19 protein-coding genes are annotated in these 25,148 nt (G+C 72.7%); 12 read left to right on the top strand and 7 right to left on the bottom strand.

Going from position 1 to position 25,148, the window contains the following annotated elements:
* Positions 1-35 precede the first annotated feature (35 nt).
* The 3 genes from ACIBQ8_RS15745 to ACIBQ8_RS15735 all read left to right on the top strand — a co-directional run bounded on the left by ACIBQ8_RS15745 (position 36) and on the right by ACIBQ8_RS15735 (position 3,651).
* The gene (locus tag ACIBQ8_RS15745) at positions 36-395 is read left to right on the top strand and encodes a hypothetical protein (protein WP_357987375.1); all 360 of its coding nucleotides are present in this window, start codon (positions 36-38) and stop codon (positions 393-395) included.
* A complete protein-coding gene (locus ACIBQ8_RS15740; RefSeq protein WP_352319290.1) occupies positions 383-697 on the top strand; it encodes an MGMT family protein in 315 nt (104 codons plus the stop codon). The genes ACIBQ8_RS15745 and ACIBQ8_RS15740 overlap by 13 nt, the downstream gene beginning before the upstream one ends.
* 101 nt (positions 698-798) lie before the next feature.
* A complete protein-coding gene (locus ACIBQ8_RS15735) occupies positions 799-3,651 on the top strand; it encodes a CDP-glycerol glycerophosphotransferase family protein (RefSeq protein ID WP_397177099.1) in 2,853 nt (950 codons plus the stop codon).
* 10 nt (positions 3,652-3,661) lie between these two features.
* On the opposite strand, the gene ACIBQ8_RS15730 is transcribed toward ACIBQ8_RS15735, so the two are convergent.
* Positions 3,662-4,261: an NUDIX domain-containing protein gene (locus ACIBQ8_RS15730; protein ID WP_397192266.1), complete on the bottom strand. Its 600-nt coding sequence runs from the start codon at positions 4,259-4,261 to the stop codon at positions 3,662-3,664.
* A gap of 301 nt (positions 4,262-4,562) precedes the next feature.
* On the opposite strand from ACIBQ8_RS15730, the gene ACIBQ8_RS15725 reads away from it, so the two are divergent.
* Both ACIBQ8_RS15725 and ACIBQ8_RS15720 read left to right on the top strand, forming a co-directional pair.
* Positions 4,563-7,814: an ATP-dependent helicase gene (locus tag ACIBQ8_RS15725; protein WP_397192265.1), complete on the top strand. Its 3,252-nt coding sequence runs from the start codon at positions 4,563-4,565 to the stop codon at positions 7,812-7,814.
* Positions 7,808-11,068: an ATP-dependent helicase gene (locus tag ACIBQ8_RS15720; protein ID WP_397192264.1), complete on the top strand. Its 3,261-nt coding sequence runs from the start codon at positions 7,808-7,810 to the stop codon at positions 11,066-11,068. The genes ACIBQ8_RS15725 and ACIBQ8_RS15720 overlap by 7 nt, the downstream gene beginning before the upstream one ends.
* On the opposite strand, the gene ACIBQ8_RS15715 is transcribed toward ACIBQ8_RS15720, so the two are convergent.
* The 4 genes from ACIBQ8_RS15715 to ACIBQ8_RS15700 form a co-directional block, all read right to left on the bottom strand.
* Positions 11,057-12,109, bottom strand: a complete 1,053-nt coding sequence (locus ACIBQ8_RS15715) for a type III PLP-dependent enzyme (protein WP_397192263.1) — start codon at positions 12,107-12,109, stop codon at positions 11,057-11,059. The two genes, ACIBQ8_RS15720 and ACIBQ8_RS15715, sit on opposite strands and share 12 nt — an antisense overlap.
* A gap of 104 nt (positions 12,110-12,213) precedes the next feature.
* Complete coding sequence (locus tag ACIBQ8_RS15710) at positions 12,214-13,914, bottom strand: IucA/IucC family protein (protein ID WP_397192262.1); 1,701 nt, start codon at positions 13,912-13,914, stop codon at positions 12,214-12,216.
* Positions 13,915-15,378 (bottom strand): IucA/IucC family protein, encoded by a 1,464-nt coding sequence (locus ACIBQ8_RS15705; RefSeq protein WP_397192261.1) that lies wholly within the window; start codon positions 15,376-15,378, stop codon positions 13,915-13,917. It lies immediately after the preceding gene.
* Entirely contained in the window at positions 15,375-16,508 is a 1,134-nt protein-coding gene (locus ACIBQ8_RS15700) for a siderophore biosynthesis protein (RefSeq protein WP_397192260.1), read from the bottom strand. Before ACIBQ8_RS15700 ends, ACIBQ8_RS15705 begins: the two co-directional genes overlap by 4 nt.
* 145 nt (positions 16,509-16,653) lie before the next feature.
* Between ACIBQ8_RS15700 and nudC the strand changes: the two genes are divergently transcribed.
* Positions 16,654-17,628, top strand: a complete 975-nt coding sequence (gene nudC, locus ACIBQ8_RS15695; protein ID WP_397177112.1) for an NAD(+) diphosphatase — start codon at positions 16,654-16,656, stop codon at positions 17,626-17,628.
* Here nudC and ACIBQ8_RS15690 read toward each other — a convergent pair whose 3' ends face one another.
* Complete coding sequence (locus ACIBQ8_RS15690; protein WP_397177114.1) at positions 17,629-17,877, bottom strand: mycoredoxin; 249 nt, start codon at positions 17,875-17,877, stop codon at positions 17,629-17,631. It lies immediately after the preceding gene.
* A gap of 98 nt (positions 17,878-17,975) precedes the next feature.
* Complete coding sequence (locus tag ACIBQ8_RS15685; protein ID WP_397177116.1) at positions 17,976-18,872, bottom strand: alpha/beta hydrolase; 897 nt, start codon at positions 18,870-18,872, stop codon at positions 17,976-17,978.
* Positions 18,873-19,026: 154 nt separating this feature from the next.
* Here ACIBQ8_RS15685 and ACIBQ8_RS15680 point away from each other — a divergent pair, with 154 nt between their 5' ends.
* From ACIBQ8_RS15680 to ACIBQ8_RS15655, 6 genes are all read left to right on the top strand, one after another.
* Entirely contained in the window at positions 19,027-21,060 is a 2,034-nt protein-coding gene (locus tag ACIBQ8_RS15680; protein ID WP_397177154.1) for an ATP-dependent DNA helicase UvrD2, read from the top strand.
* A gap of 156 nt (positions 21,061-21,216) precedes the next feature.
* A complete protein-coding gene (locus tag ACIBQ8_RS15675; protein ID WP_352352821.1) occupies positions 21,217-22,086 on the top strand; it encodes an acyl-CoA thioesterase II in 870 nt (289 codons plus the stop codon).
* 549 nt (positions 22,087-22,635) lie between these two features.
* The gene (locus ACIBQ8_RS15670; protein WP_352319337.1) at positions 22,636-22,905 is read left to right on the top strand and encodes a WhiB family transcriptional regulator; all 270 of its coding nucleotides are present in this window, start codon (positions 22,636-22,638) and stop codon (positions 22,903-22,905) included.
* Positions 22,906-22,946: 41 nt separating this feature from the next.
* Positions 22,947-23,141 carry a hypothetical protein gene (locus ACIBQ8_RS15665; RefSeq protein WP_352319311.1) on the top strand — a complete coding sequence of 65 codons (195 nt, stop codon included), beginning with the start codon at positions 22,947-22,949 and terminating at the stop codon, positions 23,139-23,141.
* A 733-nt stretch (positions 23,142-23,874) separates the two neighbouring features.
* A complete protein-coding gene (locus tag ACIBQ8_RS15660; protein ID WP_357987330.1) occupies positions 23,875-24,318 on the top strand; it encodes a helix-turn-helix transcriptional regulator in 444 nt (147 codons plus the stop codon).
* A 20-nt stretch (positions 24,319-24,338) separates the two neighbouring features.
* Complete coding sequence (locus ACIBQ8_RS15655; protein ID WP_352352819.1) at positions 24,339-24,755, top strand: VOC family protein; 417 nt, start codon at positions 24,339-24,341, stop codon at positions 24,753-24,755.
* The last annotated feature ends 393 nt before the right edge of the window (positions 24,756-25,148 follow it).

Genomic DNA, 25,148 nt, shown 5'->3' with positions numbered 1-25,148 from the left:
GCGTGGACGTTAAAGATCCGCTATGGTCGCGCGTCATGGGATACGAGCTGCGGGTGGTGCGCGAGTCGCCACTCGCCTTCGCGGAGCTCGCGAAGGCCATCGCGCCGGCCGGTTTCGAGCTGCGCGGATCTGAGGAGATCGTGGCCGGCCACGACGGCGGCCGGCACGCGGTGGCGCGCTGGCAGGGCCAGGTCGTGGGCGAGCCCGGCTCCGACTGGCAGGTGGCCCAGCTCCTGCGGCTGTCGGCCGCGCTCGGCGCCCGCCTGGTGGGCGAGGACGGCGAGGTCTACGCGCTGCGCGACGGCGTGATCGAGGTCCTGTCCGGCGGCACGGTGATGGAGATCGGCAAGTTCGACGAGATCATCGACGCGGGCCCGGCCGCATGGACCCCCTGAACCCCTTCGCCGAGCGGGTGCTCGACCTGGTCGAACGCATCCCGCCCGGCAAGGTCATGGCCTACGGCGACATCGCCGAGTACCTGGGCGAGGGCGGCCCCCGCCAGGTCGGCAAGGTGATGTCCACCTGGGGCGGCGGCGTCCCGTGGTGGCGGGTCGTGCACGCCGACGGCAGCGGCGCCGCCCCCGACCACCTGCGACGATGCCTGGCCCACTGGCGCGAGGAGGGCACCCCGCTGCGCGGCGAACGGGTGGACATGAGCCGGGCGCGCTGGGACGGGCGTTCAGCCGATTTTCAGTAAGGGTCCTGACCTGCGGTTTCGCTGTTGAGGCGCTTCTGTGACATGTGACTCCCATTACCATGGGCTGAACACTGACAGGCCCGAAAGGCGGTGCCTCCACGATGGCCACCGGCGTCACAGCCCAGCGCCACAGCGGCGACACGCTCGCCGACCGCCTCAAGGCTGTCCAGGATCTCTGCGATCGTGGCGAGCCTCTTGAGGCGGTCATGCGTGCCGTCGGGCCCGGCGGCCGCGACGCGGCGTTCGACACCGAGGTGCTCAGCGGGCCTCTGGGGTCGCGCATCGACCTCGCGGTCAAGCGCGGCCCGGCGCGGCGCCGCGAGATGCTCACCCTGATCCGCCCCTACCTGGCCGGCGTGGCCGCGGAGGTCAAGCGCGACCTGCCCGTCGCCCGCCGCGTCATCTGCCACCTGATCGAGCACCGTCCCGACGACGAACTGGTCGACGGCGAGACGCTGGTCAAGGTCGTCACCGCGGCGGCCGAGCCGTCCAAGCGCATCCGCAAGGGCCTGAGCTGGTACGCCGACCTGCCCTTCCGCGACGAGCTGCCGCCCGGCCTCTACCGGCTGCGCCGCGCCGACATGGTGCCGGTGACCCACATCGACGACATCGTGTGGGTCGACGGCAGGCTGCGCGTCACCGGCTTCGCCTACCTGGCGGGGCTGTCGGTGCGCAGCCGCAGGTTCAACTGGGCGACCGTGGTGTTGCGCGGGCCGCGCTGGCTGCCGCCGATCCGCATGCGCACCAAGCGGGTGCTCGCCCCCGAGGCCACCCACGGCGCGCGCGAGCCCGGCTGCAACTACGACTGGTCCGGCTTCACCGCCGAGCTGAGCCCGTGGCCGCTGCGCTGGCGCGGGGCCGTGCGCGGCATGGTCCACGCCGTGCGGCGGCGGTTGCGCCACCGTCCGGGGGTGCCCGACGCGACGACGTGGCGGGCCGAGATCGTCTTCTGGAGCCGGGGCGCGCGGGCGACCGGCCTGCTGCGCGGCTCGGCCATCGGCAGGCCCGAGCGTCCGGCCGGCCTCAAGCTGAAGCCCGGCTGGTGGGTGCGTCCGGTCTGGACGTCCGACCGCGCGCTGCAGGTCGTGCTCCAGCCCAACAGGGCCGAGCTGACCGGCGTGTCCGTCCAGGACGAACGACTCGAACTCAAGGTCTTCCTGCCCGGCCGCAGCGTGACCAAGGGCCACGCCAGGCTGGGCGGCCACCGCATCGCCGCCGACTTCACGCCGTCCGGCGGCGGCACCGAGGTGTCGATCGGGCTCGCCGTGCCCGCGCTGCTCCAGGAGAAGGACGGCCGGCGGCTGTGGGTCGAGCCCAAGGGCGACCCGGCGGCCTCCGTCATGCTCGCCGACCTGGTCGAGACGCGCACCCCGGTGGGCGACCGGGAGATCACCGTGCTCGGCGACCGGCGCGACCGCGTCGTGGTCTCCGCCCACCGCATCCGCCCGGTGATCACCTCCGCCGTCTGGGAGGGCTCCACGCTGGTCCTGCGCGGCGACTACCCCGACGCGCCCGGCCCCCGGGTGCTGACGTTGCGCCACCGGTCGGGGCTGTCGTACTCGCTGCCCATGGACCGGTCGGGCGACGACTTCACCGTCCGCGTGACGCCCTCGTCCATGGACCGCTTCGGCGAGTCCGTGCCGCTGGCCTCGGGCACCTGGAACATGTCCTTCCGGCACCCGTCGGGCGAGATCGTGCCGTTCCGGATGGACCACGCCGCCCTGCCGGGGCTCGACGAGGAGCCGCGTACGGTCGACAGCCGGGCGTACCGGATGATCTCCACCAGGTTCGACGTGCCGGTGATCACGGTCGAGGAGGGGCGTCCCAACGACGAGCGGGGCGTGGCCGGCACCCACGTGCTGCGCCGCGTCTTCTACCCGGCCCAGCGCAGCGAGCCGCTGCACGACGCGACCGTCTACGTCGTCAACGACGGCCGGCTCTACGCCGACAGCGTGCGCGCCATCTACGAGGAGCGGCTGCGCAGGGGCGACGACCGCGAGCACATCTGGATCGTCAAGGACGCCGCGTTCGTGCCGCCGGGCGGCGCGCGGGCGGTGCGGGCGGGCAGCCGCGAGCACCACGCCGCGCTGGCCCGCTCCAGCCACATCGTCACCAACTCGTTCCTGCCCGCCTGGTTCCGCGCCCGCGAGGACCAGGTCGTGCTGCAGACCTGGCACGGCACCCCGGCCAAGCGCATCGGCAACGACCAGCCGCACATGGCCCGCGACCCCCGTCCGCCGATCTGGTACCGGCAGGCGGCCGAGGTGCGCGGCTGGGATCTGCTGCTGTCGCAGTCGCCGTGGGCCACCACGGTGCTGCGCCGGGCCTTCGGCTACAAGGGCGAGATCCTGGAGAGCGGCCTGCCCAGGAACGACGTGCTCAACTCGCCCGAGCGCGAGGTCCGGGCCGCCGCCGTCCGCGAACGGCTGGGGCTGGCCGAGGGCAAGCGGGTGGTGCTCTACGCGCCGACCTGGCGCGACTACGACCGCAAGAACGCCATGGTCAAGCTCGACCTGGCCAAGGCCCGCGAGGCCCTGGGCGCCGACCACGAGATCCTGGTACGCGCCCATCCGATGCAGGCCATGCCCGCCGTCCCCGACATCGCCCACGACGTCACGACTTATCCGGATATGGCGGATCTGTTGCTGGTCACCGACGTCCTCGTGACCGACTACTCCTCGGTCATGTTCGACTTCGCCGCCACCGGCCGGCCCATCGTCTTCTACGGCTACGACCTGGCGAAGTACTCCTCCAAGCGGGGGCTCTACCTCGACCTGCCCGAGCAGGCGCCCGGCCCGGTGCTGCCGACGTCGGCCGAGGTGATCGACGCGCTGCGCTCCATCGACGAGGTGGCCGCCGCGCACGCCGACCGCTACGAGGCCTTCCGGGCCACGTACGCGCCCAAGGACGACGGCAAGGCGACGGCCCGCGTGGTCGACCACCTGTTCTCCTGAGGGCGCGGCCTCAGAGGTCGATCGGCAGGTCGGAGAGCATGAAGGGCTTGCCGGTCTCGTAACCGAGGGGACGCGGCGCGGCCGGCAGGCGCTCGACGAGCAGGTAGAGCAGCGCCGACAGGGTCGTGGCGCACACGATCTCGCCGGCCTCGACCAGGCGCCGGACGCTCGACAGGTGCACCCACTCGATGCGCTCGGCCTCCCAGGGGTCGCTGGGCGGGCCGATGTGGGTGGCCGTGTCGGCCCGGTAGATGTGGTTGAGGCTGTCGGTGAAGCCGTTGGTCGGCTGGACCGACATCAGCGGGCGCAGCGGCCCCGGACGCCAGCCGGTCTCCTCCTCGACCTCGCGGGCGGCCGCGGCCATCGGCATCTCGCCCTCGTCGACCTGGCCGAGCGGGACCTCCCACCCCCAGCTGTCGGTGATGAAGCGGTGACGCCAGATCAGCAGCACCCGGTCCCTGTCGTCGGTGACGACCGCGCCCGCGGCCGGTGCGGTGCGGACCAGCCGGTGATCGAGATGCCGCCCGTCGGGCAGCTCCACATCCGCGATGCGGATGTCCAGCCACTGGTCGGCGTAGAGCGACGTTTCGGAGTGGACCTGCCAGCGCATGTGACCAACCCCCTAGCAGAGGCGCGGGTATCAACCCAACGTTACAAGAGACAACGCTGCGTGTGTGGGGCAATCGTGCGGATCGTCGCATCGCCCCAGGCAGCGCGACGCTCACGGCGAAACCGGGGCTTCGGCGTGTCGCACGATATTGGGATATTTGCCTCGATACCGTAGGCGGATCGCGGGGGAGACCGGGTAAGTCGGCACGATCTGTCCGTGTGGTCTGGTGGAATCTAGTGCTGTGAGTGGTCAGACCTGGCGGTTGGTGCGGCGTGGCAGCGGAGGCCCTGTTGAGCCTCCAGTGCTGGATGAACACCAGCGTGCCGTGGTCGAGCACCGGAGCGGCCCGCTCCTCGTCCTCGCGGGGCCCGGCACGGGCAAGACGACGACGATCGTCGAGAGCGTGGTCGAGCGTATCGAACGGCGCGGGGCCGACCCCGAACGGGTGCTCATCCTCACCTTCAGCCGCAAGGCGGCCGAGGAGCTGCGGCAGCGCGTCACCGGGCGGCTGCGGCGCACCACCCGCTCGCCCCTGGCGCTGACCTTCCACTCCTACGCCTACGCGCTCCTGCGCCGCGAGTCCGTGCTGGAGGGCAAGGCGCCGCCGCGCCTGCTGACCGGCCCCGAGCAGCTTCTGGAGATCCGCCGGCTGCTCCACGGCGAGCTGGAGAACGGCGCGCTCGACTGGCCGCCGTCGCTGCGCGAGGCGCTCAAGACCCGCGGCTTCGCCGAGGAGGTGCGCGACTTCCTGTCCAGGGCCGCCGAGCGCGGCCTCGACGGCGAGCGGCTGGTCGCACTCGGCCGGCTGCACGGCAGGAGCGACTGGATCGCCACCGGCCGGTTCTACCAGCGCTACCAGGACCGCTTCGACCTCGACCCCGAGGAGACCTACGACTACGCCGAGCTGATCGGGGCCGCCTCGGCGCTGCTGACCAGGCCCGAGGTGCGCGAGCGCGAGCGGGCCGCCCACGACGTGGTGTTCGTCGACGAGTACCAGGACACCGACCCGGCCCAGGAGTACCTGCTCGACCAGCTCGCCGGCGACGGGCGCGACCTCGTCGCGGTGGGCGACCCCGACCAGTCGATCTACGGGTTCCGGGGCGCCGACGTCCAGGGGATCATGAAGTTCCCCGAGCGGTTCAGGACGCTCGACGGGCGCGAGGCGCCGGTGGTGGCGCTGCGCGTGTGCCGCAGGAGCGGGGCCGACCTGCTGGAGGCCTCGCGCCGGGTCGCCGCCCGCCTGCCGATCGCCCCGGCCCCCGACCACGACCAGCGGCACGGCCACCGCGACCTGGTCCCGGCGGCCGGCGTCGAGACCGGCGACGTGCGCGTCCTGCTGGCCGACAGCACCAGCCAGGAGGCCGCGATCGTCGCCGACACGCTGCGGCGGGCGCACCTGATCGAGGGGGTGCCCTGGCATCGCATGGCGGTGCTGGTGCGCTCGGCCAAGCGCCAGGTGCCGCTGCTGCGGCGGGCGCTGGTCAACGCCGGGGTGCCGACGATGATCGCCGGCGACGAGGTGCCGATCGCCCAGGAGCCGGGGGTGCGGCCGCTGCTCACGATGCTGCGGGTGGCGCTCGATCCGGCGCAGCTCGACGAGGGGGTGGCCGAGGAGCTGCTGACGGGCCCGCTCGGCGGCACGGACATGATCGGCGTGCGCCGCCTGCGCCGGGCGCTCAAGATAGCCGAGAACGAGGCCATGGCCGCCGAGGAGAAGCCGGCCACCGAAGAGGAGCCGGCCGCGGAGGAGCCGGCCGCCGAAGAGGAGCCGGTCGCGGAAAAGCCGGCCACCGCGGAGGAGCCGGTCGCGGGAGAGGGGGCGGTCGCGGAGGAGCCGGTCGCCGGGAAGACCGGGGCGCGGTCGTCCGGCGAGCTGCTGGTGGCGGCGATCCAGGACGCCCGCGAGCTCACCCGCGTCGAGCCGCACGTCGCCCTCCCCGCCGAACGCGTCGCCAAGCTGCTCGCCGCCGCCCGCGAGGCCGCCGCGCAGGAGGGCACCGCCGAAGACCTCCTGTGGGCCGTGTGGCACGCCAGCGGCCTGGGCGGGCGCTGGACCGACCAGAGCCTGTCCGGCGGCTCCCGCGGCGCGCAGGCCGACCGCGACCTCGACGCGGTGGTGGCGCTGTTCGACCACGCCGCCAAGTTCGTCGACCGCATGCCCAAGGCGGGCCCTGAGGTGTTCCTCGACAACCTGGCCGCCCAGGAGATCCCGGGCGACACGCTGGCCGACCGCGCGCCCGACGGCGACGCCGTGCGGGTGCTCACGGCCCACCGTTCCAAGGGCCTGGAATGGGACATCGTGGTCGTGGCGGGCGTCCAGGAGGGGGTCTGGCCCGACCTGCGGCTGCGCGGGTCGTTGCTGGGCGCCGACGACCTGGTGGAGGTGGTCGAGGGCGCCGAGCCGAGCGCCGCGTCGCTGGCCTCCAAGCTGCTGGCCGAGGAGCGGCGGCTGTTCTACGTCGCGGCCACGCGGGCCAGGCGGCGGCTGGTGGTCACGGCGGTCGGCGGCGAGGACACCGACGAGCGGCCCTCCCGGTTCCTGTCGGAGCTGATGCCGGGCGAGGTCGAGTCGGCCACGGTCGACGACCGGGCGCGCTGGCTGACCATGTCGGCGCTGGTGGCCGACCTGCGCAGCGCGGTGACCGACCCCACCAAACCGGCCAAGCTCCGGCAGCGCGCCGCGCGGCAGCTCGCCCGCCTGGCCGCCGCCGGGGTCCAGGGCGCCCACCCCAACGACTGGTACGCCCTCACCCCCATCACCGACGACCGCCCGCTGAGCTGGCCGGACGACATCGTCAACATCTCCCCGTCCGCGGTCGAGAGCTTCACCAAGTGCGGCCTGCGCTGGCTCCTGGAGACGGCGGTCGGCGCCGCGGGCACCAGCACCGCCCAGGGCCTCGGCAACGTCATCCACGCGCTGGCCATGCTGGCCGCCACCGACCTGCCCGGCGAGGACGCCCTGGGCGACCGGCTCGACCAGGTCTGGAACGAGCTCGACTTCGGCGGCGTCTGGTACAACCGCAAGCAGCGCCAGGTCGCCGAGCAGATGATCGGCAAGTTCCTGCGCTGGCAGAAGGACAACCCGCGCGAGCTGGTCGCCATCGAGGAGTCGTTCGTCGCCACGGTCTCCGAGGGCGTGCAGATCAAGGGCCGGGTCGACCGGGTCGAGCGCGACGACGACGGCCGCGCGGTGATCATCGACCTGAAGACCGGCGGCTCCAAGCCCAAGGCGGGAGAGCTCGACCGCCATCCGCAGCTCGGCGTCTACCAGCTCGCCGCGCTGCTGGGCGCGTTCGCCCGGCACGGCATGACCGAGCCCGGCGGCGCCGCGCTGGTCCAGCTCGGCAAGGCGGCCGGCAAGAACGCCGCCACCGAGCAGCGGCAGGGCGCGCTGGCCGACGACAGGAACCCCGGCTGGGCCGGCGACCTGGTCGACACCGTCGCCACGGGCATGTCGGGCCCGTTCTTCCAGGCCAAGGTGAACGACGGCTGCCGCACGTGCGCGGCGCGGGCGAGCTGCCCGGTCAACGACAACGGGGGCCAGGTGTGCTGAACCCGGTCGAACTGGCCGACAAGCTCGGCATCCTGCCGCCGACGAGCGAGCAGGCCGCGGTCATCGAGGCGCCGCTCGAACCGATGGTCGTCATGGCGGGCGCGGGCTCGGGCAAGAGCGAGACGATGGCCGGGCGGGTGGTCTGGCTGGTGGCCAACGGCCTGGTCAAACCGGAGAACGTGCTGGGGCTGACGTTCACCCGCAAGGCCGCGGCCGAGCTGGCCGTCCGGGTCAGGGAACGCCTGACCGGGCTCGCCGAGGCGGGCCTGGTCGCGCCCGGCGCGCTCGACAACGAGCCGACCGTCTCCACCTACCACGCCTACGCCGCCCGCCTGGTCACCGACCACGCCCTGCGTGAGGCGCTCGAACCCACCATGCGCCTGGTCACCCCGGCGGTGTCGTGGCAGCTCGCCTCGCGCGTGGTGGCCCTGTACGACGGGCCGATGGACAAGATCGAGCTGGGCCCGCCCTCCGTCACCGCCGCCCTGCTCGAACTGGCCGGCGAGCTGTCGGAGCACCTGCGCGGGCCCGCCGACGTCCGGCGGGTGGGGGAGTGGCTGGAGGCCCGGCTGGCCGCGCTGCCCGGCCGCACGACCGCGGCGCAGCGCAAGCCGGTCGGCGTGCACGCGGCCAGGGAGCAACTGCTGCCGCTGGTGGAGGCGTACGAACGGCTCAAGCGCCGCCGCGAGGTCATCGACTACGGCGACCAGATGTCGCTGGCCGCCCGGATCGCCGCCAACCACAAGGAAGTGGGCGAGATCGAACGGTCCCGCTACTCCGTGGTCCTGCTCGACGAGTACCAGGACACCAGCCACGCCCAGCTCGTCCTGCTGCGCTCGCTCTACGGCGGCGGCCATCCGGTCACCGCCGTCGGCGACCCCTGCCAGTCCATCTACGGCTGGCGCGGCGCCTCGGCCGGCAACCTGCGCCGCTTCCCCCGCGACTTCCGCACCCGCGCCGGTGAGGAGGCGCCGGTCCGCCAGCTCAGCGTCAGCTTCCGCAACGGCGACCGGGTGCTCGACGTCGCCGCCCGCGTCCAGCTCCCGCTGCGCATGGAGGCCCGCGAGGTGCCCGTGCTGGTGCCGGGCCCCAACCGGGTCGAACGCGGCCGCGTCACCTGCGCCTTCCACGAGACCGCCGAGGACGAGGCGAAGTGGATCGCCGACGGCGTGGCCAGGATCCTCGGCCAGGAGACCGCCCCCGACGGCCTGCCCTGGGGCGAGAAGGAACGCAAGAAGACCCTCGCCCTCCAGCCCCAGGACATCGCGATCCTGGCCCGCAAGCGCTCGCAGTTCCCCGCGCTGCGCAAGGCGCTGGAGGACCGCGACATCCCGGTCGAGGTGGTCGGGCTGGGCGGCCTGCTGACCGTGCCCGAGGTCAGCGACATCGTGGCGACCCTGCGCGTGCTCTACGACGCCACCGCCGGCGACGCGCTGGCCAGGCTGCTGGCCGGGCCGCGCTGGCGGGTCGGGCCGGCCGACCTGCGGGTGCTGGGGGAGCACGCCAGGGAGCTGGCCCGCGAGCTGAGCGAGAGCCACCGCGCCGACGACCCGCTCGACCAGGTGGTCGCCGACCTGGCCGAGGAGCGCGGCAGCCTGGTCGACGCGCTCGACGAGCTGCCCGACCGGCCCGAGTGGCTGGAGTCGTTCTCGCCGCTGGCCCGCACCCGGCTGGTCGCGCTCGCCCAGGAGCTGCGCAGCCTGCGCGGCCACACCGCCCAGCCGCTGCCCGACCTGGTCACCGAGATCGAACGCCGGCTCGGCCTGGACATCGAGGTGGCCGCCCGCAGCGGCACGGCCGGGGCGTTCGCCGCGCGGGCCGATCTCGACGCCTTCATCGACGCGGCCGCCAGGTTCGCCGGCGACGCCGAGGACCCGACGCTGGGCGCGTTCCTGGCCTACCTCCAGGCGGCCGAGAGCGAGGAGTTCGGGCTGGAGGCGGGCCGGGTCGGCGAGAGCAACAGCGTCAAGCTGATGACCGTCCACGCGTCCAAGGGGCTGGAGTGGCCGGTCGTGGTCGTGCCCGGCCTGTCGCAGCTCCTCAGCTCGAAGGGCACGGTCGCGACGGGCAGCGTGTTCCCGGCCACGCCGGTGATGAACAGCCGCTGGACCGACAATCCGCGCAAGCTGCCCTACCCGCTGCGCGGCGACGCCGCCGACCTGCCCCGGCTGGGCGGGCTGAGCAAGGACGAGCTGGCCGCGTTCGACGAGCAGTGCCGTGAGCGCGACCTGATGGAGGAACGGCGGCTGGCGTACGTCGCCGTCACCCGGGCCCACTACCACCTCATCGCCTCCGGCTACCGCTGGGGGAGCGCGACCAAGCCGCTGGAGCCGTCGGAGTTCCTGCTGGAGATCCGCGACACGGCCGACCGGGTGTCCTACTGGGCCGGCGACCTGGCCGAGGGCGCGACGAACCCGCTGCTCGCCGAGCCGGCCGAGGCCGTCTGGCCGGTCACCCCCGAGGGCCTGCGCTACGAGTCGGTGCTCGACGGCGCCCGGCTGGTCGAGGACGCCCTGGCCGGCAACCTGGCCGACGAGGACGACGAGCCGCTGCGCCCGTTCGAGGAGGAGCGCCTGCGCGCCTGGGAGCGCGACACCGACCTGCTGCTGCGCGAGCGCGAGCTGAACCGGCGCAGACCGGCGACCGTCGTCGAGCTGCCGGCCAAGCTCACTGTGTCGTCGCTGGTCACGCTGGCCACCGACCCGGCCGAGCTGGCCCGCAGGATCCGCCGTCCGGTGCCGCGCAAGCCCGCGCCGCTGGCCCGCCGGGGCACGTCGTTCCACAAGTGGCTGGAGAGCCGGTGGGACCAGCAGCGGCTGATCGACGACTTCGACCTCGACCCGCTGGAGGAGCTGGAGGAGGCCGACGTGCGGCTGGCCGAGCTCCAGGAGCGGTTCGAGGAGAGCGAGTGGGCCGACCGGCGGCCGGTCGACCTGGAGGTGCCGTTCGAAACCATGATCGCCGACCGGCTCGTGCGCGGGCGCATGGACGCCGTCTTCGAGCTGCCCGACGGCGGCTACGAGGTGGTCGACTGGAAGACCGGCGTCCCGCCCAGGGGGAAGGCGGCCCGCACGGCCTCGGTGCAGCTCGCCGCCTACCGGCTGGCGTGGTCGCACCTGGCCGGGGTGCCGCTGGAGAAGGTGGGCGCGGCCTTCCACTACGTCCGGGCCAACAGGACCGTCCGGCCGGTCAACCTGCTCGACGCCGACGGGCTGGTCGCGCTCGTCGAGGGTGTCCCCGCCTCAGAGTCCTAGGTGGTGGAAGACGGGGCGGGGGTGCATGAGGAAGTCGTGGTGGGAGATGTTCCAGGCGTAGGCCCCGGCCATGCCGAACACCACCTTGTCCCCTGCCCGCACTGACGTCACGATGTTCCGGGCGAAGACGTCCTTGGGGGTGCAGAGCTGGCCGACGAAGGTCACGGGCTCGCCGGCGACCCCAGGCCCGTCGCCCGTCGGCAGGATCGTGAACGGCTGGTCGTGGCCCTTGGCCACCGGCGTCCGCAGGTGGTGCGTCCCGCCCAGGACGATCGCGTACGCCTGGCCGCGCACCCGCTTCACGTCCACGACCTCGGTGACGTAGTGGCCGCAGTAGGCGGTGAGCGACCTGCCCGGCTCGACCCGCAGCCGCCGCCCCGCCCGCAGCGCGGCCAGGCCCTCGCCGTAGGCCGCCCAGTCGAAGCGTTCGCCCGACGTGTACGACACCGCCATGCCCCCGCCCAGATTGACCTCCGGATGCCCGGTCTCCAGCAGGGCCCCGGCCAGCCGGAGGAGCTGGGCGGCGTCCAGGCCGCTGGCCAGGTGGGCGTGCAGGCCGCGCAGCCGTACGCGGCCGGTGAACAGCGGCAGGCACTCGCCCAGGGCCGCCTCGTCCATGCCGAAGGGGCCGTCCATCGTGAGCGCGGCCCCCTCGACCGGCAGGTCCGGGTTGGCCCGCAGCAGCACGTCCGCCTCCAGCCCGGTCGCGAGCAGGCGGCGCAGCTCGTACGGCGACTCCACGTGCAGGCGGTGGTGCGGCAGCCGCAGCTCGGCGTCGGTCTTGCCGGGCCCGCCGAGCGCCAGCCGCGCGCCCGGGAACAGCGCGGAGACGTGCGCGTGCTCGCCCGCCGACGACACCTCGAACCCGTCCACGTGCCGGGCCAGCACCCGCAGCAGCTCGGCGTCGGGGTTGGCCTTGACCGCGTAGTACAGCTCCACCTCGCCCAGCGCCGCGCGCACCGACGCGACGTGCTCGTCGAGCGCGGGCAGGTCGTAGAGGTAGGCGGGCAGCGCCGGCAGCCGGGCAGCGACCTCCAGCACACGGTTCCCGCGAGCGGGTTCAGGCTCTGTGACGCGGTTCCCGCGAGCGAGTTCGGGCTCCGAAACGTGGTTCACGCGAGCGGGTTCGACCTCCGGGACGTGGTTCACGCGAGTGGGTTCGCGATCGGGACGTAACCGGCGTTGCGGTCGGCCGCCCTGGCCCACCGCACGCGCAGGTTCGCCTTGGCGGGCAGCGGCGCCCCGGCCAGCAGGTCGCGCAGCGGGAGCGGCTGCCCGAGCTCGGCGGCCTGGCGGGCGAGCAGGTCGCGGGCGGCCCGCCACAACGCGCGCAGCAGCTCGTCGTCGGGGCCCGCCAGGGTGGCGGCGATCTCGGTGAGGTGGTTGACGAACAGGCAGTAGACGACGCGCGCCCAGCCCCGCGCCGGGTCGTGGGTGAGCGCGGCGGCCACGGCCGGGTGCAGCCCGCCCAGGTCGTGACGGCCCGCGACGAGCTTGACGCCCTCCAGGTCGCGGAAGATCGCCCGGACGGGCCGGCCGGCGGCGTCCAGGCCGACGAGCACGTTCTGCAGGTGGGCTTCCAGGACGACGCCGTGGCGGACGTACAGGTCCACGACCGGCAGCGCGACCGCCGACACGTACGCCGTCCACCAGGCCAGGGGATCGGCCGGGGCGGCGTCCAGGGCGAGGGCGGCGGCCAGGACCGGGGTGACGCCGGGGTCGCAGACCGTCCACGGGCTCGCCCGGACGATCACGCCCAGGCCCTCGCGCTGCCCGAGCGCCGTGCGGTAGCCGGGCTCGGGCAGCCAGCGGACGGCCGGGTGCCGCGCCGCGACCTCGGCGATCAGCGGGGCCAGCCGGGAGGTGAGCTCGACCGCCCCGGCCAGCTCGTACCAGGCGTTCTTGCGCACGCAGTTCGTGATCCGGACGTCCAGGGAGAACTTCAGGCACACCTCGGCGTCCGGGACGTACACGGTCCGCACCGACGAGGTCGGCACCGCGAGCGGCCCCGGCCCGAGATCGGCCAGCTCGGCGCCGAGAGCCGGACGCAGCAGGGCGAGCTGCCACGGATGGGCGGGCAGCAGCCGGTGCCCGGCGGGCGCCGGGCCGAGCGCGTCCAGGGCCGTCAGGTCGCCCTCCTCGGCCAGCGCGTCGTCGCGTACCGCGAGCAGCCGCAGCGGGAAGGCGGCGTGGGCCTCGGGGGCGTAGCGCAGCCAGTCAGCGCCGTCGCGGGCCTTGGGGGTGGGGTGGAACGGGTGCCCGTGCACGAGCGCCTGCTCCGAGGCCAGCCAGGGGTCGGCGGGCGGCTCGGCCCGCGCCCTGGCCGCCAGGATCGCCGCGATGGCGTCCCTGCTGGCGGCCACCTGGCGGGCGAACTCGCCGTTGGGCTCGACGGAGAGGTGCGCCGCGCCGGCTCCCGGGCCCTGGCGCGCCCGCTCGTCCCGCCGGTCGGCGAGGCCGGCGAGGCCGGCCGGATCGGCGAGGTCGGTCGGGTCGGTCGGGTCGGCGAGGTCGGTCGGGTCGGCGAGGGCGGTCAGGTCGGTCGGGTCGGCGAGGGCGGTCAGGTCGGTCAGGGTGGTCAGGTCGGCCTCGGCCAGCCGGACCAGCTCGGCGACCGTCAGCGGCTGCCAGGAGCCGCCCTCCAGGCGTTCCGGGGGCCCGTCGAGGCGCAGCGCGGCTCCACCGTGCGTACGGGCGCGCAGCAGCGTCCCCGCCACCCGCAGCAGCACGTACGGCGGCGCCGGCCAGACCAGCCCCCTCGGCCCGGCCACCTCGCGCACGCAGCACCGCAGCAGGGCCGCCAGCGTCGCCTCCTCGGCCGGCGCCCCGATGGCCAGGACGTCCATTCACGCTCTCCTCAGGTAGTTGGGCCCGGTGATGCCGTAGAACTTGTTCACGTCCCGCGCCCCGGACCGTTCCTTGGCCACGAGCGTCCCGGCGGTGACCATGGACTTGCCGGTGAGCCTGGCCGCGTCGAGCGTCCTGGCGCGCAGGAGCCGGGCCATGGGGTGGTCGCCGTGCTCGTCGAGCGCCTCGGCGAGCGTGCCGCGCACCAGGGCCGCCGCCCGCGCCGGCGGCAGCACGGCGAACGCCACCGCCGCGGCGGCCAGGTGCAGCGTGATCGTGACGAACACGTCGGCCAGCGCGTGCGGGTCGTCGGTGAGCATGCGCCGGTCGGAGAAGGCCGGCACGTCGATCCCGGCCGCCGCCAGCCTCGACGGCGAGGCCAGCAGGCCGTCGTTGTCCTTGACCAGCAGCCGCAGGTCGCCGTCCCGCAGGACGAGGGCCAGGTTCTGCTGGTGGGCCTCCAGCGCGACGCCGTACCGGACGAACAGCCGCACGTTCCAGCGCAGCAGCAGGCGCAGGTAGCGGGGCAGCACGTCCGGGCCGAGGCCGTCCAGCACGCCGGGCACCGCCAGCGCCGCGACCGGGACGATCCGGCCCTCCGGCAGCCGCCGGACCATCCACGCCAGGTACTCGTGGCCCGCGTGCGCGTAGGTCTGCTCGTCGGCCAGGAGCACGCCGGGATCGGCGAGCCGGCGCAGCAGCAGCTCGGCCCGCGCGCCGTCGTCCAGGGTGCCCGCCCTGATCGAGCGCCGGTTGCGCACGCCGAGCGTGCTCACCGGCAGCGGCAGCTTGAGGTGCGTGCGCGGCCCCACCTCGACGGTCCGCATGGACAGGGTGGGCCGTACGGTGACCGCCTCCTCCTCCAGCACCCGGACCCCGTCGATCTTCCGCACCTCGCCGACGGCCATCGGGTGCACCGGGAACAGCACGCCCTCGCCCGCCGGTCTCGGCACGTCCGCGGGCAGCTCGGCGGCCGCATGGGGGACGACCGCCCATCGCAGCGCGAACGAGGGCGCGAACTCCGGCGCGTACGCCAGCAGGTCGCGGTCGCAGGCGCCGATCCTGGCCCGCGAGGTGGGGTAGACCGGGTGGTCGGCGAAGGCCGCCAGCGACTCGTACGTCGGCCCGCGCCGCAGCACCTCCTCGGCGTGCGCGTCGTGCAGTTCCAGCGCGGACAGGGCGGTCAGGCACTCGTCGAAGAAGGCCGCCACCCCTTCGGCGTCGGCCGCGTCGGACACCTCCACGAGCGTCTCCAGCACCTGCTCCAGCCCCAGCCGCTCGTCCGGCGCCACCACGAAGTCCTGGAACGGCGACCCGGGGACCATCCGGACCCACCGCCCGTCGGCCAGCAGCAGCCCGGCCCCGGCGCTGGTCCGGTCGAGACGGGCGGCCAGCCCGCCGTAGTCCTCGCGGACCAGCGCGTCCAGCACCCGGGCGGCCAGGTACGCCTCCCGCGACCTCACCCGACCACCCACGGCCGGGCCGCCCGGTACCGCTCGACGGCGGCGTCCACGCGGGCCCGGTCCGGTCCCACGGCCCGGATGACGCCCAGGTAGTCCCGGTTCGTGTGGGTCAGCTCGATGACGTCCCCGGCGGCCCGCAGCGGCCGGTGCCACAGCCGTACGCCGCCGTCCTCGACGTCCTCCTCCGGCGGCCCCTCCTTGACGACGCCCGGCCGGTCGGCGACCACGCTGACCGCGCAGCCGTGCCGGGACGGAAGCGGCGGCTCGGGCGCCGGCTCCCCGAGGTGGACGCGCAGGATCCACTCGAACAGCGGCACGCCCAGCACGTCGGCCAGCAGGAAGTCGCAGTGGTCGCCGATCGCCCGGTAGTTCACCTCGACGATCCGCGGGCCTGCGGGCGTCAGGACGTACTCGGTGTGGCAGGCGCCGAAGCCCACCCCGAGGGCGCGCAGCGCGGCCAGCACGTGGGCGTCGGCGGCGGGCGCCCAGTCGAGCCGTTCCTCCACGAAGTGCGGCAGCGGGCCCAGCGTGGTCGCGAAGCCGCCCAGCACCCGCGTCGCCGAGCCGTCCCCGAGGGTCTCCAGGGTGCGCAGCGGCCCTTCGAGGTACTCCTCCACGACCAGCGTCTCGCCCGGACGCCGCCGCCTGGCCGCGGCCACCGCGCGGGGGAGGTCGTCCTCGACCAGCACGACGTCCTCGCTGGCCACCCCCTCGCGGGGCTTCAGCACCACGGCGCTGGGGAGGCGCTCGGGCACCGGATCGGCGGGCGCGAGCCGCAGGGACCGCACCGTCTCGACGCCGGCCGCGGCGAGCGCGCGGCGCGTCAGGAACTTGTTCTTGGCGGCCAGACAGGCCCGCCAGTCCTTGCCCGGAAGCCCGAAGTACGCCGCCGCGAGGGCGGTCTCCGCCTGGAGGTGGTCGGAGTTGGAGAAGATCGCGTCGGGCCTGCCCAGGTGCTCGACCGCGTCGATCAGGGCGCGCGGGTCGCGCACGTCGCACCGCACCGAGCCGGGGTGCCGCTCCGGCCGGTCGGTCAGGACGGTCACCTCGCACCCGAGGGCCCGCGCCGCGGGCAGGAAGCCGTGGGTCACCGAGTCCGTCGGCTTGAGCGCGGTCAGGTAGAGCCGCAACGCGAAGGCACCCCCGAAGAATCAGGTAAGGCTAACCTAACTCGATGATCTTAGCCCGAGAATGATCGCCGCGGTGCCCGCACACCCTAATCGGCGGCTAACTGCGAGGTCATAGGATGACAAGGAACTTGGGGAGGGGCGGCCAGTGGAAAAGACCGCGGAAGAGCAACTCATAGGCCCACTGCTCCTGGCACGGGGGACCATCGACAGATCGTCGGCGCTGCGTGCCGACGACAGATGGCTGGAGAAGGCGTGGGCCGACCCCGGGACCAGGGTGCTGGTGATCGACAACGGCCACACTCTGGTGCGGCGGGCGGGCGACGAGGTGCACGCGGTGCTCTACACCTCCGCCGAGGCGCCGCCGGGCGAGCGCTACCTGCTCGGCGTCGAGGGCGGCACCGCCTACTTCGCGGTGGCCGCGCCGCTGCCCGGCGCGCCGGTCGCCGACCTCAACGGCCGGGTGACGATGCCGATGAGCCTGAAGGACACCCCCGAGGGCCGTCCGGTGCCGGCGGGCCTGCGCCAGGTGGGCGGGCTGCTCGGCGACCGCGACGCGGGCCTGCTGGTCCACGCGGTGGCGCTGGAGGCCTGGCACGCCACCCACCAGTTCTGCCCCCGTTGCGGCGCCCGTACGGCGGTGCAGGCCGGCGGCCACGTCCGGGTGTGCCCGAACGACTCCAGCCAGCACTTCCCGCGCGTCGACCCCGCGGTCATCATGCTGATCAGGGACGAGGACGACCGCTGCCTGCTGGCCCGCGGCCCCCAGTGGCCCGAGGGGCGCCTGTCGATCCTGGCGGGCTTCGTGGAGCCGGGCGAGTCCCTGGAGTACGCGGTGGTCCGCGAGGTCGCCGAAGAGGTCGGCGTCAACGTCGTCAACCCGCGCTACCTGGGCAGCCAGCCCTGGCCGTTCCCGCGCAGCCTCATGCTCGGCTTCTTCGCCGACGCCACCACGACCGCGCTGACCCCCGACGCCGACGAGATCGCCGAGGCCCGCTGGTTCACCCGCGACGAGCTGGTGGCCGCGCTCCGGACGGGCGAGGTGCGCCTGCCGCCCCCCGTGTCGATAGCCCGCCGCCTGATCGAGACCTGGTACGGCGGCGAGCTCATCGGCGACTGGTGATCAGGCCGCGCCGAGCAGGTCCTTGACCTCCCGGGCGGAGGGGTTCGTCCGGACGATCCGGCCGTGGGCGGTCTCGATCACCACGGTCGGAACGGTCTGGTTGCCGTTGTTGACGCTCATGACGAATTCGGCGGCGGCCGGGTCGCGCTCGATGTCGACCTCTTTGAACGTGATGCCTTCGCGCGCGAGCTGAGACTTCAGCCGCTTGCAGGGGCCGCACCAGGTAGTGCTGTAGACCGTGAGCGCCATGTCGGGTTGTCCCTCCAAGGTCAGGAAATCAGGCGCTCCGTGCAACAACGCGGAGGCGCCCGCTTAATCCCTACCCGCCAATCCCTGCCCTGGGCCCTCTAACCGATGCGCTCGGCGATCCAGGCCTGCACCCGCTCGGCCACGCCCGGCTCCCGGTACAGGGGAGCGCTGTGGTTGGTGCCCGGCGCCGTCATGATCGTCATCGGCACGCCCACCTGGCCGAGCATCTGCTTGAGCAGCTGGCTCTGCGACGGCGGCACGAACTCGTCCTCGGAGTGCACCGTGAGCATCGGGGCGTCCTTGGCGCTGGCGTGCCAGGCCACCTCCATGCTCGCCCACACGCGCGAGCACTTGCCCTTGGGCTCGCAGCCGCCGGCCAGCCGGATCGCGGCCTCGCGCAGCTTGCGCTTGTCGTGGTCGGCGCTCTTCTCGCCGTCGGCGTACGCGCGCAGCGGCGAGATGATCGGCGACAGCCCGACCACGCCCTTCAGCCCGGCGATGCCGTTGCCGTACGTGCCGACCGAGGCGGCGATGTGCCCGCCCGCCGAGAAGCCGACCACGACGTACTTGCTCGCGTCGAAGGCCCAGCGGTCGGCGTTCTTGCGGGCCAGGGCGATGGCGGCCAGCGCGTCGGTGCGCTGCGCCGGCCAGGCGGCCTCGCCGGAGAGGCGGTAGTTCAGGTTGAAGACCGTGTACCCGAGGTCGGCGTAGCTACGGGTGATCTCCTTCATGTACTTCTTGTCGCCACCGGACCACCAGCCGCCGTGGATCAGGAAGACGCCGGGGCGCTTCTGGCCGTCGGGCGTCCACCACACGTCCATGTCCTGGTTGCGCTGGCGGCCGTAGGAAAGGGTCTCCGTGGCCAGCCCGCCGAGGCCGTCGGGGTCTGTGGGATTCGTCACCACGGGGACGGGCGGCTCGGCCGCGAACGCGACGGCTGGTGTGAGCGCCACGGCAGCGAGCACCAGCGCGCCCGCGAAAACCGCTGTTCGCACGGCCTTCCTTTCCCCCATGCGGCATGGTCGGCCCCATTGTGGGGGAAGAGACCATTCCTTTGCATCTCGGTGACTATGAACATACGTCGGGCCGCATGTTGCCAGAATAAAGTGCTTCGGCGCCACTTGCGGGGAGGAAGATCGGGTGAACAGCGTGGATGACGTCCTCAGCGGCCTCGACCCGGAACAGCGGGAGGTCGCCGAGGCGGTGCGCGGCCCGGTGTGCGTGCTCGCCGGCGCCGGCACCGGCAAGACCAGGGCGATCACCCACCGCATCGCCCACGCCGTGCGCAGCGGGGTGGTCGACGCGCCCAGCGTGCTCGCGGTGACGTTCACCACCCGCGCGGCGGGGGAGCTGCGGCAGCGGTTGCGGGCGCTGGGGGCGCCGGGCGTCCAGGCCCGTACGTTCCACGCGGCCGCCCTGCGCCAGCTCACCTACTTCTGGCCGCGGGTGATCGGCGGCGAGGCCCCTTCGGTCATCGAGTCGAAGTTGCCGGTGCTGGTCGAAGCCTGCCGCCAGATCCGGAAAAATCCCGACCGGTCCGAGCTGCGGGACATCGCGGCCGAGGTCGAATGGGCCAAGGTCTCCCAGATCGGCCCCGAGGACTACGTGGCCGCCGCCGCCAAGCACCACCGCACGCCGCCCGGCTCGCCGGAGGAGGTGGCCCGGCTGTACGAGTCGTACGAGCGCATCCGCCGCGAACGCCACCTGGTCGACTTCGAGACCATCCTCGAACTGACCGCCGCAGTGATGACCGAGCACCAGGAGGTCGCGGCCCAGATCCGCCAGCAGTACCGCTACTTCGTCGTGGACGAGTTCCAGGACGTCAACCCGCTCCAGAAGCTCCTGCTCGACACCTGGCTCGGCGGCCGGGACGACATCTGCGTGGTCGGCGACCCCAACCAGACCATCTATTCGTTCACCGGCGCCAGCCCCCGCTACCTCACCAACTTCGCCGTCGAGCACCCGAAGGCCGCGGTCATCAGGCTGGTCCGCGACTACCGTTCCACCCCGCAGGTCGTGAACCTGGCCAACCTGGTCATCGCCAAGTCCAAGACCCCCAACCGCCTCGAACTCATCGCCCAGCGCCCCGACGGCCCCAAACCGGTCTTCTCCGACTACGACGACGAGCCGGCCGAGGCCGCCGGCGTCGCGCGGGCCATCAGGAAGCTGCTGGACAAGGGGGTGCCCTCGCGCGAGATCGCCGTGCTGTTCCGGGTCAACTCCCAGTCGGAGTCCTACGAGGAGGCCCTGTCCAAGGCCGAGATCCCGTACGTGCTGCGCGGCGCGGAGCGGTTCTTCGAGCGTCCCGAGGTGCGGCAGGCGGTCGTGCTGCTGCGCGGCGCCGCGCGGTCGGCCGCGGGCGAGCCGCTCGCCTCGGAGGTCCACCACATCCTGACCGGGGTCGGACTGACCCCCTCCCCGCCCGGCGGCGGCAAGGCCAGGGAGAAGTGGGAGTCGCTGAAGGCCCTGGCCGACCTGGCCGAGGACATGGCCGCCGAGGGCGCCGACCTGCCCGCGTTCGTCGCCGAGCTGGAACGCCGCGCCTCCGAGCAGCACGCGCCGCCGGTGGAGGGCGTCACGCTGGCCTCGCTGCACGCAGCCAAGGGCCTGGAGTGGGACGCGGTCTTCCTGGTCGGCGTCACCGACGGCATGCTGCCGATCATCTACGCCGAGACCCCCGAGCAGATCGAGGAGGAGCGGCGGCTGCTCTACGTCGGCGTCACCCGCGCCCGTGAGCACCTGTCGATCTCCTGGGCGCTGGCCCGCGCGCCCGGCGGGCGCAAGAGCCGCCGTCCCTCCCGCTTCCTCGACGGGCTCACCGGCCGCGCCTCCACACCGCCCCGCGTGACGACCCCGGCGGGCGAACGCCGCACGGTCGCCGCGCCGGTGAGCTGCCGGGTGTGCGCCAAGACGCTGGTGGCCGCGGCCGAGCAGAAGCTCGGCCGGTGCGCGACCTGCCCCGCCGACTACGACGAGGCCCTGCTCGAACGCCTCAAGGTCTGGCGCACGGCCACCGCCAAGGAGGCAAAGATCCCGCCGTACGTCGTCTTCACCGACGTCACGCTCCAGGCCATCGCCGAACGCGCGCCGGCCACCGAGCAGGAGCTGCTGTCGATCGCCGGCATCGGCCGGGTCAAGGTCGACCGCTACGGCGAGGCCGTCCTCGGCCTGTGCCGCGGGTGAGATCCCTCACGTACGGCCGGCCCCCGCGCGCGTGAGTCCCTTCCCCACCGGGCGAAACGACGAGACGGGGGCATTCCGGCAAGGCAGGGCGGGTTTGGGGGAACAGGCGTGGCACGTCAGACTTGTCCATGGAATGTTCGTCTGTGAGGGGGCCCTGTGAACGAGGCGCTGAAGGAGCTGCTCGACCTGCTCGACCTTGAGCAGATCGAGCTGGACATCTTCCGGGGCCGAAGCCCGGAGGAGCGCATCCAGCGCGTCTTCGGCGGCCAGGTGGCCGCACAGGCCCTCGTGGCGGCCGGCCGCACCGTCCCCAAGGACCGGCACGTCCATTCGCTGCACGCCTACTTCATCAGGCCGGGCGACCCGTCCATCCCCATCGTCTACAACGTCGAGCGCCTGCGTGACGGCCGGTCGTTCACCACCCGCCGGATCGTCGCCGTCCAGCACGGCAAGGCGATCTTCACGATGTCGGCCTCGTTCCACATCTTCGAGGAGGGCGTGGAGCACCAGGCGTCGGTCGCGCCGGTCGTGCCCGCCCCCGAGACGCTGCCGACGTTCCAGGACAGGATGTCGGAGGTGCTGGGCGACCACCCCGAGCTGCGGGAGTGGCTCTCGCGCCCGCGCCCCGTGGACGCCCGCTACGTCTCGCCCCTGACGTGGGAGGCGCACCTGAACCCCGAGCTGCGCAGCGCCCAGACCAACGTGTGGTTCCGCTACGACGCCGACCTGCCCGACGACCCGCTGCTGCACGTCGTGCTGGCCGCCTACGCCTCGGACTTCACGCTCGTGGACACGATCCTGCTGGCCCACGGGATGGCCTGGGGAGCATCGAACGTGATCGGCGCGTCCCTGGACCACGCGATGTGGTTCCACCGCCCGTTCCGGGCCGACGACTGGCTCCTGTACGCCCAGGAGGCCCCCTGGTCGGCGGGGGCTCGGGGGCTCGCGCGCGGCGAGATGTTCACCGCGTCGGGCGAGCTCGTGGTCTCCGTCGTCCAGGAGGCGATGATCCGCGTGGCGAAGTAGTCGGTTCGCAGCACGTTGTGACACCGTGGTTGTGTCACAAAATCGCAGGTAGAAAATATGTTGCCCCTTCCTGGCTTCCCGGTTTAGGGTCATGGACAAGCGAGTCGGACACTCCTGTTTCCGACGATCTGATGAGAGTGGAGGTGAGCCCCGGTGATGAGCATCCAGATGTCGGCCACGCAGTGGCTCGCCTCCGCGTGCCGTGACTCGGTGAGGCTCGCCGATGGGCCGGCCAAGCTGCGGCAGGAGAAGTCTGCCCGTATCCAGGCCCCCGCCGTCCGTGCGAGGGCTCACGCGGGTGTCGCCGCTCCGCAAGGCGTTCCTGTCTATGGCGCAGGTATCGCTGCCCCGACCAACCAGCTCACCAAGGGTGGACTGTGCGGTCCGCAACCCTGGAGGGATGCTCCGGTCATAACCTGACCGGCACATAGCAGCCCCCAGGCCGCGGATCCGCACACAGGATCCGCGGCCTCTTTGTTTTTCCGCGATCCCCGACCACCTCCGAGGTGCCCGACCAAGATCAAAAAGCTCGATCAAAAGGAGAAGCAGATGGGGGCCAAGACGATCATGGACCTGATCGACGAAGCCAAGATCCCCTGTCGTACCGACCCTGACCTGTGGTTCGCAGAGTCACCCGAGGACGTCGAGTTCGCCAAGGCTCTCTGCAGCGGCTGCCCGATCCAGCAGGCCTGCCTGGCCCGCGCGCTGGAGCGCGAGGAGCCCTGGGGAGTCTGGGGCGGCGAACTGATCCTCAGGGGAACGGTTGTTCCCCGCAAGCGTCCGCGCGGGCGTCCCCGCAAGCACCCGGTCGCTGCCTGACCATCCACCAGCCCTACGAACGAGAGAGAACAAGAACACCGATGAGCACTTCTTCCACCAGGAGCCTGGCCGTGCCGTATCTGTTTCATGACTTGGTCAACGACCGAATACAAACTCTCCACCGCGAAGCGGAGGAGCAGCGTCTCATCCTGCGCGTAAGCCGCGTACAGCGGGCGCGACGCGAGGTCAAGCGGGCCAACGACCGCTTGCGGAAGGCGCTGAGCCGGCAGGTGTGATCAAGGAGGTCCTGCCGCCGGCGCAGGATCTCCTGATCCCCACCTGCACCTGAAGAGCCGGGCGCACCCAGCGCCCGGCTCTCCCCATGCCCGCACCTCCGCGTTCTGTCGGACGAGCTGCGGGATCTGTGCGTTCAGCGGGCTGAGCTGCGGGTTGTCTGCGTTCTGTGGGGTGAGTCGCGGAACTTCTGCGGTCGTCCAGGGGCTGCGGGACTTTTGCGCTCCGTCCGGCGGAGTTGCGGGATGTCTGTTCTTAGCGTGGTGAGCTGTCGAGTCCTCTGCGTTCCGTGGAGTGGGCGCGGGATTTCTCCGCTTGGCCAGGTGAGCTGCGGGACCTTCGTGCTCCGTCCGGCGAGCTGCGGGACGTCTGGGCACAGCGCGATGTGCTGCGGGGCGGGGACCTCTGCGCTCTGTCGGATGAGCTGTGGTCCGGTCGCCTGCGATGCACGGCGCAGCCTGCGATGCACGGCGCAGCCTGCGTTGCAGGGTGCCGCCTGAATTGAGAGCCTTGGCCGTCTGTCTCCTTCCCTGATTCACCATCTGAGCCTGATTCACCAATCCGGACCTTGGATGGCCTTCTTGTGCGACCGGGAACCTCGCTTCCACCCATTGGTCCTCGGCGCCTCGGCTCTTTCCGGCATATCGGACTCGCCTCCGCGAAGGCTCGTGAGGGCGGAGAGTGCGTTGTGAGCTGGGTGGCCGGCGGTCCCGGCCGACCTCGGGCCGACGTACGATGGCGCATGTGACCAGCAGACCCGCCGAAGCGCAGCACCTGCGTGACCTCGCCCTGCTGCGCCGCGTCCGCGACCGCATCGACCGCGACTACGCCCAGCCGCTCGACGTCGAGGCCCTGGCCCGCGGTGTGAACATGTCAGCCGGCCACCTCAGCCGCGAGTTCCGCCGCGCGTACGGCGAAGCCCCGTACGGCTACCTGATGACCCGCCGCATCGAACGCGCGATGGCGCTCCTGCGCCGCGGCGACATGAGCGTCACCGAGGTCTGCTTCGCGGTCGGCTGTTCCTCGCTGGGCAGCTTCAGCACTCGCTTCACCGAATTGGTCGGCGTGCCGCCGAGCGTCTACCGTCGTCGTGCGGCGAGCGCGACCGCGGGGATGCCGTCGTGCGTGGCGAAACAGGTGACCAGACCCATCAGGAACCGAGAGACCGCGCTTACCTGACCCCAATTAGCGTGACTTCCATGGACATCACCATCCACTCCAGCTTCCTCCCGCACACCGACCCCGAAGCCTCCCTCGCCTTCTACCGTGACGCCCTGGGCTTCGAGGTACGCAACGACGTCGGCTACAAGGGGATGCGCTGGCTCACGGTGGGCCCCGCCGGCCAGCCGGACACCTCCATCGTCCTGCAACCACCGGTCGCGAACGGCTACGGCATCACCGACGACGAACGCCGCACCATCACCGAAATGATGGCCAAGGGCACCTACGCCGGCGTGAACCTGGCCACCACCGACCTCGACGCCACCTTCGAACGCCTGAAGGCCAGCGGCGCCGAAATCGTCCAGGAGCCGATGGACCAGCCGTACGGCGTCCGCGACTGCGCCGTCCGCGACCCCTCCGGCAACCTGATCCGCATCCAGGAACGCCACCCCTGACCCACCCCGGCACCATCCCCCCGGACGCGCCCGCCAAGGTCGCCCCCTGCCTCACATCCAGGAACGTCGTCGCTGGTCCGTGCTCGGCGCCATTGCCCTGGACATGTTCTTTGAAGGCGTCCTCTGCCCCGCATCCAGGAACGTCATCCCCAAGCCGTGAGCCCGGGCAGTCGGGAGTGGGGAGCGCGGAGCCCGGACCCAAGCCCGGAGCCCGGAGCCGGAAGGCGGAAGCTTGGGCCACCGTGAGTCGGGCGCGCGGAGCTGGGAGCCCATAGCCCATGGCTTAAAGCCCGGAACCGGCCCCGAGCCGGGAGCGGGGAGCCCGGAACCGGAAGCCGGAAGCTTGGCCCGTCCTGAGTAGGGAGCGCGGAAGCCAGGAGCCCATAGCCCATG

The organism is Nonomuraea sp. NPDC049646, from assembly GCF_044465525.1.
In the GTDB taxonomy this organism is placed as follows: domain Bacteria; phylum Actinomycetota; class Actinomycetes; order Streptosporangiales; family Streptosporangiaceae; genus Nonomuraea.
Note: the sequence above shows the minus strand (reverse complement) of the source record. Positions and strands in the feature narration are given on the sequence as shown.

Coding starts and splice junctions, on each gene's coding strand:
- ACIBQ8_RS15745 (WP_357987375.1), top strand. CDS start 36: ATGGGATACGAGCTGCGGGTGGTGCGCGAGTCGCCACTCGCCTTCGCG.
- ACIBQ8_RS15740 (WP_352319290.1), top strand. CDS start 383: ATGGACCCCCTGAACCCCTTCGCCGAGCGGGTGCTCGACCTGGTCGAA.
- ACIBQ8_RS15735 (WP_397177099.1), top strand. CDS start 799: ATGGCCACCGGCGTCACAGCCCAGCGCCACAGCGGCGACACGCTCGCC.
- ACIBQ8_RS15730 (WP_397192266.1), bottom strand. CDS start 4,261: ATGCGCTGGCAGGTCCACTCCGAAACGTCGCTCTACGCCGACCAGTGG.
- ACIBQ8_RS15710 (WP_397192262.1), bottom strand. CDS start 13,914: ATGGACGTCCTGGCCATCGGGGCGCCGGCCGAGGAGGCGACGCTGGCG.
- ACIBQ8_RS15690 (WP_397177114.1), bottom strand. CDS start 17,877: ATGGCGCTCACGGTCTACAGCACTACCTGGTGCGGCCCCTGCAAGCGG.
- ACIBQ8_RS15670 (WP_352319337.1), top strand. CDS start 22,636: ATGGGGGCCAAGACGATCATGGACCTGATCGACGAAGCCAAGATCCCC.
- ACIBQ8_RS15665 (WP_352319311.1), top strand. CDS start 22,947: ATGAGCACTTCTTCCACCAGGAGCCTGGCCGTGCCGTATCTGTTTCAT.
- ACIBQ8_RS15660 (WP_357987330.1), top strand. CDS start 23,875: ATGGCGCATGTGACCAGCAGACCCGCCGAAGCGCAGCACCTGCGTGAC.
- ACIBQ8_RS15655 (WP_352352819.1), top strand. CDS start 24,339: ATGGACATCACCATCCACTCCAGCTTCCTCCCGCACACCGACCCCGAA.